At 60.3% G+C, this 13848-nt stretch carries 11 protein-coding genes; 4 read left to right on the plus strand and 7 right to left on the minus strand.

All coding sequences use genetic code 11. The features are described from left to right. Positions 1-25: 25 nt before the first annotated feature. From lpxK to FIU93_RS00790, 6 genes are read right to left on the minus strand one after another with little or no spacing between them, the layout of a single operon-like run. Entirely contained in the window at positions 26-1048 is a 1023-nt protein-coding gene (lpxK, locus tag FIU93_RS00765) for a tetraacyldisaccharide 4'-kinase (protein WP_152504584.1), read from the minus strand. Next, positions 1045-2361, minus strand: a complete 1317-nt coding sequence (locus FIU93_RS00770) for a 3-deoxy-D-manno-octulosonic acid transferase (protein WP_152504585.1) — start codon at positions 2359-2361, stop codon at positions 1045-1047. Before FIU93_RS00770 ends, lpxK begins: the two co-directional genes overlap by 4 nt. Next, on the minus strand, positions 2354-3052 hold the full coding sequence (locus FIU93_RS00775; RefSeq protein ID WP_152504586.1) for a lysophospholipid acyltransferase family protein: 699 nt from the start codon (positions 3050-3052) through the stop codon (positions 2354-2356). The genes FIU93_RS00770 and FIU93_RS00775 overlap by 8 nt, the downstream gene beginning before the upstream one ends. A 32-nt stretch (positions 3053-3084) precedes the next feature. Beyond that, a complete protein-coding gene (locus tag FIU93_RS00780) occupies positions 3085-3324 on the minus strand; it encodes a DUF4170 domain-containing protein (protein WP_023002035.1) in 240 nt (79 codons plus the stop codon). Positions 3325-3358: 34 nt separating this feature from the next. Further along, entirely contained in the window at positions 3359-4207 is an 849-nt protein-coding gene (locus tag FIU93_RS00785; protein ID WP_197923128.1) for a 3'(2'),5'-bisphosphate nucleotidase CysQ, read from the minus strand. Beyond that, positions 4194-5537 carry a TldD/PmbA family protein gene (locus tag FIU93_RS00790; RefSeq protein ID WP_023002037.1) on the minus strand — a complete coding sequence of 448 codons (1344 nt, stop codon included), beginning with the start codon at positions 5535-5537 and terminating at the stop codon, positions 4194-4196. Before FIU93_RS00790 ends, FIU93_RS00785 begins: the two co-directional genes overlap by 14 nt. Before the next feature lie 443 nt (positions 5538-5980). Here FIU93_RS00790 and FIU93_RS00795 point away from each other — a divergent pair, with 443 nt between their 5' ends. Continuing rightward, positions 5981-6571: a DUF6101 family protein gene (locus FIU93_RS00795; RefSeq protein WP_208984425.1), complete on the plus strand. Its 591-nt coding sequence runs from the start codon at positions 5981-5983 to the stop codon at positions 6569-6571. Between the two features lie 52 nt (positions 6572-6623). Here the strand turns inward: FIU93_RS00795 and ubiA are convergent, their stop codons facing one another. Continuing rightward, positions 6624-7580 (minus strand): 4-hydroxybenzoate octaprenyltransferase, encoded by a 957-nt coding sequence (gene ubiA / locus FIU93_RS00800; protein ID WP_152504587.1) that lies wholly within the window; start codon positions 7578-7580, stop codon positions 6624-6626. A gap of 369 nt (positions 7581-7949) precedes the next feature. On the opposite strand from ubiA, the gene purD reads away from it, so the two are divergent. The 3 genes from purD (at position 7950) to FIU93_RS00815 (ending at position 13826) form a co-directional block, all read left to right on the plus strand. After that, a complete protein-coding gene (purD, locus tag FIU93_RS00805; RefSeq protein WP_152504588.1) occupies positions 7950-9221 on the plus strand; it encodes a phosphoribosylamine--glycine ligase in 1272 nt (423 codons plus the stop codon). Positions 9222-9331: 110 nt separating this feature from the next. Further along, positions 9332-10249 (plus strand): alpha/beta hydrolase, encoded by a 918-nt coding sequence (locus tag FIU93_RS00810; RefSeq protein ID WP_152504589.1) that lies wholly within the window; start codon positions 9332-9334, stop codon positions 10247-10249. 427 nt (positions 10250-10676) lie between these two features. After that, positions 10677-13826 (plus strand): EAL domain-containing protein, encoded by a 3150-nt coding sequence (locus FIU93_RS00815; protein ID WP_152504590.1) that lies wholly within the window; start codon positions 10677-10679, stop codon positions 13824-13826. The last annotated feature ends 22 nt before the right edge of the window (positions 13827-13848 follow it).

Genomic DNA, 13848 nt, shown 5'->3' on the forward strand with positions numbered 1-13848 from the left:
CCGCATCAGGCGAACTCAAGCAGCCTCATTTTCCGAACTGACGCCGACGTAGCCGCTCCTTGATGAGTGACGCCAGCCTGTCTTCGTCATCGATCTCCATTCGCACTTCCAGGACGGCCGCACTGGATGCGATCCAGTGGAACAGTTCTCCCGTCGACGTTTCCAGCCTGGCCATGTCCTTGGACGTCGTCACCAGCTTGAACCCGGCTTCCTCGGCTTCGGTCAGCAGCGCACGCACGTCGGCTTGCGTGTATTGATGGTGATCGGGGAATTCCCGCGTTTTCTTCACGTCGTAGCCAAGCGTTTTCAGCGTATCGAAGAATTTCTGTGGTCTGCCGATGCCCGCAAATGCAAAGAGCCTGCTTCCCGCCAGTTCATCGTTCGGCTGTGGCCGCACATGCGCGTGAAGGATCGGCAGCCCCTTGCGTCCAGCCAGATGCACAGCTTCCTCTGCCGCATCCCCCTCGCCTACCAGGACCAGGCAATCGGCCTTCACGATCTGCTTGGCCGCAGGTGCCCGCAAGGGCCCGGCAGGCAGACACTTGCCATTGCCGAACCCCACGCTGCAATCGACCAGCACCAGGCTGAGATCCTTGGCCAGCGCCGGGTTCTGAAATCCGTCATCCATCAAAAGGACATCAATGGGTTGCTGTTCGGCAAGCCGTGCCCCCGACGGCCTGTCGGCCGCAATCACGGTTGGACCGTACCGGGCCAGCAACAAGGCCTCGTCACCGACAACATCGGCGTCATGCATGCCGGCATCGACGAGGAGCGGCCCTTTGGCCTTGCCGCCGTAACCGCGCAGCAGGAAACCGGGCCGCAAGCCTTCTTCCTGCAATCTGTAGGACAATTCGATGGCAAAGGGTGTCTTTCCGGTCCCGCCGACGACGAAATTGCCGACGCAGATTACAGGCAACCGGCTATTCGCTTTCGGCTTCTTCAACATGCGGCGGCCTGAGACCAGTCCGTAAATCCAGCCTGCCGGCGACAGCAGCCAACTTGCCAGTGTCTGTCCCGGCTTCCACCAGAAGTCGGGCGCCGACTTCATGCGCGGCCCCGCGGCAGCGGATCGTCAGTCGCCGGACCTGCTTTTCCCAATATGGGTTGCAACACTTTCAGGGTTTCGGCCAAGGCACCGCGCCCGGCCTCGACCAGGGCTCTTGCTCTTTCCGCCTGCGCCCGGGCAGCGTCAGCATCGCGCAAAAGACTGCCGACACAATCTGCCAGGTTCTCCGGCAACTCCGCTTTCAGTGAAGCCCGCCGGCTCCAGAAGTCCTTGTAGACGGCGCGGGCGTTCGCAACACGCGGGCCAGTTACCAGCGCGGAGCCCGACAATGCAGCTTCCACCGGGTTATGACCGCCTGCATCGTTGAATGAACCACCCAAAAACGTCACCGGTGCCAATCTGTAAAAAAGTCCCATCTCGCCCAGTGTATCACCGAGATAGACATCTGTGTCCGTTTCAATTGCCTGATCCAGACTTCGACGCGCCGCACGCAGGCCACGGCTATCGATCATGGCCGCAATATCATCTGTCCGAACGGGATGTCGCGGCACCAGGACCAGCAGGAGACCGGGAAATTCCTCGGTGAGACGGCCAAAGGCCTCGAGCACGATTTCGTCCTCGCCCGGATGCGTCAGGGCGGCCAGCCAGACCGGACGCGCTCCTGTCTGCGCCAGCAAGGCGGTTGCCTGGCCTTCGTCCACGGCCGGGTCCGGTGCATCGAATTTCAGATTGCCGGGCGTTGAAACATTGCGGCAGCCCAACAGGCGGAACCGCTCGCCATCGGCGGCGCTTTGCGCCAGAGCCATGTCCAGACACCGAAACAGATATCGGGAAATACGCGGAAAGCGCGCCCAGCTTCGATAGGATCGGTCCGACAGGCGGCCGTTGAGAAGCACGAAGGGCGTTTGCCGCGAACGCATTTCATCGAAAAGGCACGGCCAGATTTCGGATTCGACCACCATCGCCAGGTCCGGGGACCAGTGGTCGAGAAATCGGCTGATCGGTCCGGGTGCATCGAATGGCATGAACTGGTGGATCGCCCCTTCCGGCAAGCGGCCCTGTGCCAGCTGTGCCGCCGTCACGGTGACTGTGGTCAGGAGCACCTTGTTGCCAGACCCCGTCAGTTCATCAACCAGCGGCAGCACGGATACGGTTTCACCGACACTGGCCGCATGGATCCAGACAAGCTTGCCGGCAGGCCGGCTTGTTGCGCTCCGTCCGAAACGCTCCCCCTTGCGGGCCGGCAATTCCTTGCCGGAGCGGCTGCGCAGCCAGAAAAGCAGATTGAACAGAGGCGTCAGGGCCCGTGCAAGGCCCCTGTAGAGACTGAAGACAAGGGGTCGCCGGTCAGCCATCCGCCCTTCCGACGAGCTCGTAAGCACGTTTCGTTGCGGCGTTCAGCCCCTCTTCCACCTTGAGGCGGTATTCCTCAAGCGTGTCGTCGTCCGCATCGGCGGGAACCCAGATGAGATCACTCACCGCGATGCTGCCCCGACCGAATGGCAGGTTGACGCTGGCCTTGTCCCAACTGTTCAGCTCGATGCTGCGGCTGGTCGCCACCGCCACAGGCAGGACGGGACGGCCCGAATGCTTGGCAAGCTGAACGATACCAACGCCGGACTTGCGGGCCGGACCTTTGGGCACATCCGCCGTCATGGCGATGGAATAGCCTTCCTTGAGCGCACGAAGCGCCTCGATGAAACCACGCATACCGCCGCGCTTTTTTATCTGGCGTGCGTTCTTGCCGCCGGAGGCACGGATCAGGCCGAGGCCGAGCTTGCGGGCCGCGATCGCGTTGACCTCGCCATCGGCAGACCGGGAAATCATCACCTTGGCGGGCCAGTGAGCCGGCTTGGCGAAGGGCACCATGAAGTGCTGGCCGTGCCACATGGCCACGATAACCGGGAGATCCTGTTCGGAACGTTCGTGCACGCCCTCCGGATCGATCACGAACCGGTTGGTACAGTAGACCAGTTTCAGGTAAACGGCCATCAAAGTGCCGATGCTGGCCAGAACCCAGGGCTGACGGCCGAGGCGTTTTATCATTTGGTGTTGTCGCCTGAGAGAGCTGCGCTGCCTTAAGAAGCCGTTTCCGGATCGAGCAAGCGGTGCATGTGGACGATGAAGTAACGCATATGAGCGTTGTCGACCGTCGCCTGCGCCTTGGACTTCCAGGCTTTGTAGGCTTCGGCATAATTCGGGTAGATTCCGACGATATCCAGTTCGTCCAGATCGCGGAACGTCAGCCCTTCCGGTGATTCCAGCTCGCCGCCGAACACAAGATGAAGGAGCTGCTTCGGAGTATCGGTATTACTCATCAATATCCTCGCTTTCGTCGCTGCAACCGGTCTGTTACCTGATCAGGTCGTCGAGCGCGTCGCGCACAGGCCCGATCAGCGCAACAGGAGCTGCGATCAGGGCCGGGTGGCCGGTCTTGGCGCGGTTGTAGATCAGGTTCCGACCCGACAGGTCGGTCAATACACCGCCCGCTTCCTGCACCAAAAGATCCGCCGCCGCAAGATCCCAATCGCTCGGCCCGCCTCGTGCGGCCCCGACATCGACCCGTCCTGCTGCAACGATCGCCAGCCGATAAGCCAGGGAGCGCAGGATTTCCGTGCCGACAAAACCTGCAGCGACAACGTCCTGATTGGCAACAATGGAATGAGGCCCGGTCAAGGTTGCGCCGGAAAGGCCGGTGCGATCTGACACCGCCAGTCGTGCTCCATTGAGCCAGGCTCCGCCGCCTGTACGGGCCAGAAACATCTCGTCCCGGCGCGGGCAAAAGACCGAAGCTGCAACGGGCCGACCGGCCTCGACCACGGCAATCGCCACCGTCCATTCGTCCCCACCCGCCAGAAAAGCCCGCGTGCCGTCAATCGGATCGACAATGAAGACACGCTCGTGGTTGAGACGGCTGCGGTCGTCGGCGGTTTCCTCCGAAAGCCAGCCGTAGTCCGGCCGCGCAGACCGCAGGTAGTCCGCAAGAAAACGGTCTACCGCGAGATCTGCCTCGGAAACCGGCGACATGCCCGCCTTGCCCTTGTACCAGGTCTCCGGATCCTGACCGAAGAAACCCAGCGCAATATCGCCCGCCTGGCGCGCAGCCAACTCCAGCAGGCGCAGGTCCGCGTCCCTTCCGGCTTCATCCAGCCCGATTTCGCTTCGTCCGGTGTCGTTCAGGCCCTTGTCAGCTTCCGGCAAGGGCCATTCCTTCAATCATGACCGAGGGAGTGGCTGCCGAATAACGGTTGTCGAGGTCGCTGCCGGGCACGAGCCGTGCAAACATGTCCTTCAGATTGCCTGCAATGGTGATTTCACTGACGGCTTCTACGATCTGGCCGTTTTCGAACCAGAACCCGGCTGCCCCGCGCGAATAGTCACCGGTAAGGCCGTTTACGCCGTGACCGATCAGGTCGGTCACCAGCAGGCCCTGCCCGGCTTCCGCCATCAATTCTTCCAGCGATTTTTCGCCCGGCATCAATGTGACGTTCGTTGCGCCAGGCGACGTGCCGCTGCCACTGCGGTGCGCCCGGCCATTGGGCGTCAGACCCAGTTCGCGTGCGGAAGCACCGTCCAGAAACCAGTGTCGCAGGACACCGTCTTCAATGACATCGAGACGCTCCGCCCGGGTCCCTTCCCCGTCGAAGGGGCGTGTTGCGGCACCCCGGCGTTTGAACGGGTCGTCAACCACCTGGATGCCAGGTGCGAACACGGCCTCGCCCATCCGGTCTTTCAGGAAGCTGGTCTTGCGCGCAATTGCGGCCCCGTTGATCGCCCCGACAAGGTGCCCGAGAATGCTGCGGGCAGCGCGCGATTCATAAATGACGTTCGCGGTGCGGGTCGAAAGCTTGTTCGGGTTGAGACGGCGCACAGCTCTTTCACCGGCCCTGCGTCCGATCTCCGCCGGTGCTTCCAGGTCTTCGTAATAGGTACGACTGTCGAAATCGTAATCCCGCTCCATGCCGGTCCCTTCCCCTGCGACGGCTGTCATGGACATGCCATAGCGGGACGACATATAGGACCCCTGGAACCCATGGCTGGTCGCCAGAACGACACCGGCAAGACGCCAGGAGGCTCCCGCACCGCCGGATTTGGTGACGCCTTCGACTTCCAGACCGGCAGCTTCCGCTTCCAGCGCAATCTGCGTCAGATCCTCGGCAGTCATTTCCTTTGTGTCCAGAAGCTCGAGTTCCGGAAACTCCTTCACGAGAAGATCCTGATCGGCAAGACCGGCATAGGGATCTTCCGGCGCGACCTTGGCCATGGCGACGGCACGTTCAGCCAGGCTTGCCGGATCATCGAGACGGTTGGCTGAGACAGCAGCAGTGCGCTTGCCGACAAACACCCTCAAGGTGACGTCGTCGCCTTCGGCGCGCTCGGTCTCTTCCACCTTGCCTTCGCGAACATCGACCGAAAGCGAGACACCGGTAACCGCAATCGCGTCGCAGGCGTCAGCTCCGGCCTTGCGGGCTGCTTCCACCAGACGGGCTGCCCGGGATTGCAATTCGCTTTGATCAATCAGTTCCGACATCGTGTCCGCTCTTTCGTCTTCTGGTTCGGCAGTTGTTTACGCCCCGCACGGCTGCGCTGCAACTGTCGGGGCCTTTTGCGGGCAATCCGGTCGTGCCGGGCGCCTTCCAGAGCCATGGTTTTCCCCTGATAGGTGGGAAATGGGATTTTGAGCCGGTTCCGGCAAGAGGTTGCAATGCCGCAGCGCCTCATCCGATTTTCGTAATGATGACCGCAAGATAGGCGGGATCGGGACAGGGTGGAAAATTCATTCAAAGGTTGTACCAAGTCGAATCTGCCACATGACTGAACAAGGTGTTACCTGTCTGATTACATTCCAGTAACCCTCTTATAAATCAGACTTTTTTAACTCTGTATCTTAAGTGGTTCACGACTTTTCTTCAGTAGATTGAATGCATCGAGAGACCAAAAATGGTCCGACCTAAAGGTCCGGTGGAGAGTCATTTGAGACGTCAAACAGAAATACAGGAAATGGTAGCAACCGGGGTCGGCGCCCAAACGATGCCGCATCCCGGTTGCCTGCCGGCCCACTTCGAGCAACGCCTTGAAAACCGGCCGGGTACCCCTTCCCTGCCAGCCGAAATTTTCCTGGATCGCGACAGGGCGGTCATCAAGCGGCGGGTTGCCGGTGTTCCGGTGACGGTGGTGGTGCCCGCTCAAGGTTTCGATGGTGTCATGGTCCGGATCGTTCCGGGCGCGGTGCCGGGCGAAATCGTGGCAGCACTGATCCTGAAACATCCCGATAGCGCGCTGTCGATCACCCTGGCCGAAACCGAGAAATCCGACGACCTCGCGGTCCTGTGGAGCCGGTGGGCCCAGGTGTTCAACCTGCCTATGCTGGTGTGTGACCTCGGCGGCAAGGTAAAGCCGATCGAAGCCTACAGCGCCGTTCCGGCTTCAAAACCTGCGCCCCGGCGCAAGCTGCGCCTATTAACGGGCCGCCGTCCGCGCTTCCTGAACCGCCGTCTTCCCGGCCGGCAGGAACCTTCGGCAACCGTCCACGCCAATGAGCGTGAGATCATTGCCCGCACCTGAGCGTGCACACGACAGTTTTCAAAAAAAGCCCCGCTGAGCGGGGCTTTTTTCGTTAGAGCGCACCGATAAGGGCATCGGCGAAGAAACCGAAGAACAGGATCCAGCCATAGGTCCCGTTGGATCGGAACAGTTGCAGGCACTGATCGCCGTCATCGATATCCAGAACGACGATCTGCCACCCCAGGTGAATGACGCCCGCAAGGATGCCGACAAAAGCGGCCGGACCGGCATCGGCAAAGATCGCAGCCAGAAAGAACAGCGCGGTTGCGCAGCTGTAGAGCAGGATGAGAGCCGGCTTGGTGTGCTCATCGAAGAGGCGGGCCGTCGACTTCACACCGACAAGCGCATCGTCCTCCTTGTCCTGATGGGCGTAGATCGTGTCGTAGCCGATCGTCCAGCAGATGCCGCCGATATAGAGAAACACCGGTGACCAGGACAGGGACCCAAAGGCGGCCGCCCAGCCCATGAGCGCCCCCCAGGAAAAGGCGAACCCCAGAAACAGCTGCGGCCAGTTGGTGATGCGCTTCATGAACGGATAGACCGCAACCGGCAGCAGCGAGGCGATGCCCAGCCAGATCGTGTAGGTGTTGAACTGAAGCAGCACCGCAAGGCCGATGAGGGCCTGGACCACCAGAAAGACCTTTGCCTGAAGTCTGGACACCTGCCCCGCCGGGATGGGCCGGGAGCGGGTCCGCTCGACCTTGGAATCGATGTCGACGTCGACAAGGTCGTTGTAGGTGCAGCCGGCACCGCGCATGGCAACCGCGCCGATGAAAAACAGAACCATGTGCCAGGGGTCCGGCCAGGCCTTGCCACCGGCGACCGCCGCCAATGCCGCCGACCAGAAACAGGGCCACAGCAACAGCCACCAACCGATCGGACGTTCCCAGCGGGCAAGGCGCGCATAGGGGCGCAGGCCAGCCGGCAGCCGCGTGTCCACCCAGTGCTGCTTGACCGCATCTGCAACCGGCCCCGTGTCGTTCGTGGAAAACACTTTCGATCCGTCCATTTCTCGATTATCCGGCGGAAACGCTCCTGCTTTCCGCCCTTCTCAGGTTCTTTTAGCGATTTTCAGCAGGAAATTCATCCCGCAAGAGGTCACAGGGGCGCTATCGTGAAACTCAGAGTTGGGCAAGGTGTCATGGTCTGACGACCCAAACCCCGGTCAGCCCTTGGTTTCCTCTTCGCGCTTGCCACACTTGGCTGGCAAGCGTTCCGGCCTTTTGCTGGTCGCGGAAACCACCTCTCCCGCCGCGTCACAAGTTGGGCGGAGACCGGCAGAAATGCGCCGTTGCATGCGCCGCCAATTGCGGTATGCCGCCCTCCGTGTTAGGGGACGGCCCTCTTGCTTCAACCTTCACGAAGAGACTGCCCGTTTATGAAACTTCTCCTGATCGGATCCGGTGGCCGCGAACACGCGCTCGCCTGGGCGCTGGCAAAATCTCCCAAGCTGACCAAGCTCTATGCGGCGCCCGGCAATGCCGGGATTGCCGAGGTGGCCGAGCTTTGCAATCTGGACACCGCGGATCATCAGGCAGTCATCGGTTTCTGTCGCGAATATGCCATCGATCTTGTTGTCGTCGGCCCCGAGGCACCGCTTGTGGCCGGCATTGTCGATGATCTGGAAGCGGCCGGGATCAAGGCTTTCGGTCCGTCCAGAGCAGCGGCCCAACTGGAGGGCTCCAAGGCCTTCACCAAAGGCGTGTGCGACGAAGCAGATATTCCGACCGCCGGATACGGCCGCTTTGATACGGCAGATGCCGCGCTCGCCTATGTCCGGGAAAAAGGTGCACCGATTGTCGTGAAGGCGGACGGGCTTGCAGCCGGCAAGGGTGTCGTGGTCGCCATGACCCTGAAAGACGCCGAAGAGGCGGTAACGGCCTGTTTCGAAGGCTCGTTCGGGGCTGCAGGTGCGGAAGTCGTCATCGAGGAATTCCTGGAAGGCGAGGAAGCGAGCTTCTTCGTGTTGTCCGACGGCACCAACGCACTGCCGCTTGCCACCGCCCAGGACCACAAACGCGCCTATGATGGTGACGAAGGCCCGAATACCGGCGGCATGGGCGCTTACTCGCCCGCTCCCGTCCTTACAGATGCACTGATTGCCGAGGTGATGCGTACCATCATCGAGCCGACCATCGCGACACTGGCCAAACGTGGCACCCCTTTCAAGGGCGTTCTCTATGCGGGTCTGATGATCGGCAAGAACGGCCCGAAGCTGATCGAATACAATACCCGCTTCGGTGATCCGGAATGCCAGGTCCTGATGATGCGCCTCAAGAGCGACCTGCTGGAGCTGCTGCTTGCAAGCGTCGAAGGTCGGCTGGACCAGACAACGGCAGACTGGCGCGACGAAGCCGCACTGACGGTCGTCATGGCCGCCGAGGGTTACCCGGGCAGCTACGACAAGGGCACGGAAATCCGTGGTCTCGATACACCAGCAACGGATGACGTTGCCGTCTTTCACGCAGGCACCAAACGCGATGGCACGCAGATCCTGGCAAATGGCGGACGCGTTTTGAACGTGACGGCGGTCGGCACCACCGTTCGCGAGGCACAGCAACGGGCCTACGAGCGGATCCGCGACATCGACTGGCCGGAAGGCTTTTGCCGAACCGACATCGGCTGGCGGGCCATCGCCCGGGAAAGCTGAGGCCGAGCCAAGCGAAAAACCGGCAATCGTGGCATTTCCGGTTTCCGGGACTTGGCAGGCGCTTGAAAGCAAAGGTAATCTTCTCCCCGGTGCGGGCTGGGGAGACAGACGTGAAAAACGACCTGCCGGATCTGTTTCCGGGGTTTGACAGCATCACTGTGGAAGCCAACGACGTGCGGCTTTTCTGCCGGACCGGCGGGTCCGGCCCACCGTTGCTTTTGCTGCACGGCTACCCGCAATCTCATGTCTGCTGGCACAAGGTGGCCCCGCAGCTTGCCGAACACTTCACGCTCGTCCTGCCCGACCTGCCGGGGTATGGCCGTTCGTCCGTGCCGCCGCTATCACACGATCACGCGGCCTATTCCAAACGAAGCATGGCCTCGGCCATGGTCGAGCTCATGAAGGTGCTCGGCCACTCGACGTTCTTTCTGGCTGGCCATGACCGTGGCGGCAGGGTGGCTTACCGCCTTGCCCTCGATCACCCGCAAGCCCTTCTGAAGGTCGCCGTTCTCGACATCCTTCCGACATGTGACTACTGGGACCGGATGGACAGGCTGTTCGGCCTCAAGATCTATCACTGGATGTTTCTGGCCCAGGCTGCGCCTTTCCCGGAAAAAACTATTTCTGCCGCACCGATACGATTTCTCGATCACACGCTGGCCAGCTGGACTGCGGCCAAGACCCTGTCGTGCTTTTCCAAGGAAGCCATGGCGCATAACCGTGACTGGTTTTGCGAACCAGACCGGGTATCGGCAACCTGTGAGGACTACCGCGCAGGTGCAACGATCGACTACGACCACGACCGGGCGGATCTGGATGCGGGAAGAAAGATCCTTGTTCCCCTTCTTGCACTTTGGGGAAGCAAAGGTATCGCCACCAGCGTGGACGATCCGCTTGAAGTCTGGCGGGGCTGGTCAAGGACCGCTGTCGGCGCCGCGCTTCCCGGTGGGCACTTCCTGCCCGAAGAAGCCCCGGAAGAGACGGTCACTGCCCTCCTCGAGTTCTTCGCAAGCACGTCAGGCAGTTGATGGCACCGCGCCATACGACTTGTTTGCCAAGTCGAGGCTGGCTCGCGTCAATCGGCTGGGTCGAACACAGACGCTTGGGCGGCGACATCACCTCAACTGGTGACGCTCAAAGGTGATCGTCTGATTTAGATCAAACTATTTTGCTGCATCGCCAATCATCAGGCTCAGCGCAAATACATTTGATCTTGAGACTGGAAGATTTCCTCTCGGATGAATTCTATTCTTAATAAGCCTTAAGGAACACATTCAATACAATTTAACCAATACAGCCTATTGAGAAAATTGGCAGTGATGGTTTGCATAACTTCGCCGTGCCCGGTGACAATAACAAAAAGCGGACTGTCCTTGCCGATCAAAGAGGAGCTACGGCTGCTCGGGGGAACGGGTGCAACGCGTGGGCAAGCAAGAGTTTTGGCAAGACAAGGACTTGCGCGACGAGAAATCGCGCACAATTGCGCGCGCGCGAAGTCCGAGTGCCATTCTTGACCAGATCCTGGCGCGGTGGTGCAAGGACGAAACCCGTTTCGAAAAACCCCTTCGCGTCGTTTTTCTGTCGTTTCTCTGCCTGACAGTTGCCGTCCTGACGCTCCAGAACGTGGTGACGGAATATCGTACGCTGAGCGAGCCGCAGGACCTGATCGTCCGGACGACTGAACGTCTTTTGATGCATCAAAGAGCGTTGGGGGAACAAACGCTCGATCAGGCAGTCAGTGTCGTCAGCGCCGACACCGATCTGCAGACAGCCATCCGCAAGAAAGACACCGCCAACATCAAGGCCGTTGCCGACAGGGTCTTTGCCGGAAAAGCTGCCGATCTCAATATTGCGGAATTGACCATCTATTCCGCCGACCAGCAGATCGTCTATCGCGCGCAAAGCAATGCCACCCCGGCACAGGATTCCGCCAGCTTCGAGACCGAACTGAATTCCAATCGTTTTCGCGAAGTCGATGCTATCGAACTCGGCCGCAACAACGAATTCATCGTCAGCGTGCTGAAACCCTGGCTCGTTGAGGGAACCCGGATCGGGTATCTGAAACTCGCGATCAATATCGAACAATCGCTCGCGCTGGCCAGTTCCGCGGTCAATGCCCAGATCGTCAAGGCCTGCGAAGTCGCCAAAGCAGGTGATTCCAGCACGGTTCACTACAAGGTTCTGGGCAATCTGACGCCGACCGGCTTCGACTTCAGCAAGATCGCCTCCAACGGCCACTTCGCCGGCTTCAACAGCTTCTTCCTCCAGAACAGCAAGGTGTTCATGGTTCGCGATCTGCCAATTATGGTCGTAACCCCGAACAACGACGTGAAGCTTCTGCTGGTAAAGGACATCACGGACAACATCTGGGACTTTGCCAAGGGGACATTGCTTTCTCTGATGGCAGGCATCGGTCTGGCGCTGCTCGCCTGGACGGTGGTCTTTCGTCTCCTGTCCCGTCTTCAGTCCTCCGTGCAGCTGACGCGTTCGCGCCTCGAGGCAGAAGTTCTGGACAACACCCTGAAGCTGGAAAGCAGCACGCTTCAACTTATCGAAGCCCAGCGGATTGCGCATGTGGGCAGCTGGGAACGCGATATCGCTTCAAACGAAATCCTGGGCTCGGAAGAATACTACCGGGTCATGAAGATCCCGCCGGACCTTCCGGCAAACGAGATCCAAGCCTATCTCTTTGATCGTATTCCCGGTGACGACCGGAAGAAAACCCTGGACGCGGTCAACGCAGCAGTGAAATCCTGCGGTGAATTCGACACCGAACACCCGCTGGTGCATGACGACGGCACCATCCAGTACCTGCACGTTCGCGGGTATGTGCTTGCCGGTCGGGACGGTAAGGCATCCAAGGTGATCGGGACCGTTCACGACATCACCGACCGGTGCCTGGCAGAACGCAGGAACCATCTGCTGGCCAATATCCTGGAGTCCTCGCTAAACGAGATCTACATCCTCGACGCGGAAACCTTCCAGATCGAATATGCCAACCGCTGTGCCCTGGCCAATCTCGGCTACACGATCGAAGAGCTGAAATCCCAGAAAATCGGCGATATCGATCCCGTTTACGACCCGAACACGGTCCGGCGCCACGTCGCGCCCCTCCTGAAAGGACATCGGGACAACCTGTCGGTCGAAAGCGTTCACCGGCGCAAGGACGGCACGGAATATCCGGTCGATCTCAGGGTACAGCTTCTCCGCGATCAGGACCGCGACCTGTTCGTGGCCATTGCCAATGATGTTTCCGAACGGGTGCAGCGGGAAAACGAAACCCGCGAGGCCAAGGTCCGGGCGGAGCGCCTGGCCTATTTCGACCCCCTGACCAAACTGTCCAACCGCGCCGGCTGCCAGCGCGATGCCAAGGAGCGTTTCGCCCGGAGCGAGAAGCCGGCGTTCCTGGTTCACGTCGACATGGACGGTTTCAAGCGGGTCAACGATACGCTCGGCCATCTTGCCGGCGATCATTGCCTGGAAGAGACCGGCCGCCGGCTGCGCGAAGTCTGCCGTGGGCTGGGCACGGCCTATCGCTGGGGAGGCGACGAATTCGTCATTCTGGCGGAAAGCGGAACGTCGGATCCCAACGAGTTGTGCGAACGGGCGCGCCGGATCATGCGGATGCCGATGGAGTTCAACGGCAACAGGTTCTGGCCGACCGTCAGCATGGGACTGGCACTGTGCCCGGAGGACAGTGACAACTTCGACACGCTTCTGGTCAATGCCGATCTCGCGCTTTACCAGTCCAAGGAAAACGGCAAGGACCGCTATACTTTCTTCCGTCCGGACATGCGCACAGACAGCGAAACGGAAGCACAGATCGAGCTGGAACTGAAGGACGCGGTCAAGAACGACCAGTTCTTCCTCGTGTTCCAGCCGCAGGTCAACCTGCGCACTCAGGCCGTTACCGGCATCGAAGCGCTGGTACGCTGGCGACACCCCGAACGCGGCACGGTTTCGCCCGGAGACTTTCTGCCGGTCGTGGAAAAATCCGGTCTGGCGCCGATCCTGGGTGAGATTGTCATCGACAAGGCTTTTGCCGCTGCCCGGCACTGGATCGACCAGGGCCTCGATTTTGGCCGCATCTCCGTGAACATCTCGCCATCGCACCTGTCGTCCGGGTTGCTGCTCGAGCACTTCAAGGCCGCGATGGAAAAGCACAATGTCGGACCGGAGCGGATCACTGCCGAAGTTCTGGAATCGGTGTTCCTGAACGACAATCGGTCGGGTCACCTGGCTGCGCTGCGGCAACTCTTCGAGCTGGGCGTTCATATCGAGCTGGATGATTTCGGCACCGGCTATGCGTCCCTCTCCCATGTCTCGGACTTGCCGATAAACGGGCTCAAGATCGACCGCTCCTTCACGCGCCAGATGCTTCAGGACCCGAAAAAGGAAGTGATCGTCAACCAGCTCATCCATCTGGCCCGGTCGCTCAACATCGGCATCGTCTGCGAAGGCGTTGAAACCGAAGAACAATACGACCGGCTTCGGATGATGGGCGATTTCTCGATCCAGGGTTACCTGATTGCCCGGCCGATGCCGTTTGATCATGCAACGGACTGGATGTCGGAATCCGCGGACGATCTATACTTCGTGATCTGAGTTTTTCCGGCACTGAGAGGGT

The sequence above is a fragment of the Labrenzia sp. THAF35 genome (assembly GCF_009363595.1).
Taxonomy (GTDB): domain Bacteria; phylum Pseudomonadota; class Alphaproteobacteria; order Rhizobiales; family Stappiaceae; genus Roseibium; species Roseibium algicola.

Excerpts from the sequence above, each read along its gene's own strand:
- FIU93_RS00770 (WP_152504585.1), bottom strand. The coding sequence starts at position 2,361 with ATGGCTGACCGGCGACCCCTTGTCTTCAGTCTCTACAGGGGCCTTGCA.
- FIU93_RS00790 (WP_023002037.1), bottom strand. The coding sequence starts at position 5,537 with ATGTCGGAACTGATTGATCAAAGCGAATTGCAATCCCGGGCAGCCCGT.
- purD (WP_152504588.1), top strand. The coding sequence starts at position 7,950 with ATGAAACTTCTCCTGATCGGATCCGGTGGCCGCGAACACGCGCTCGCC.
- lpxK (WP_152504584.1), bottom strand. The coding sequence starts at position 1,048 with ATGAAGTCGGCGCCCGACTTCTGGTGGAAGCCGGGACAGACACTGGCA.
- FIU93_RS00775 (WP_152504586.1), bottom strand. The coding sequence starts at position 3,052 with ATGATAAAACGCCTCGGCCGTCAGCCCTGGGTTCTGGCCAGCATCGGC.
- FIU93_RS00780 (WP_023002035.1), bottom strand. The coding sequence starts at position 3,324 with ATGAGTAATACCGATACTCCGAAGCAGCTCCTTCATCTTGTGTTCGGC.
- ubiA (WP_152504587.1), bottom strand. The coding sequence starts at position 7,580 with ATGGACGGATCGAAAGTGTTTTCCACGAACGACACGGGGCCGGTTGCA.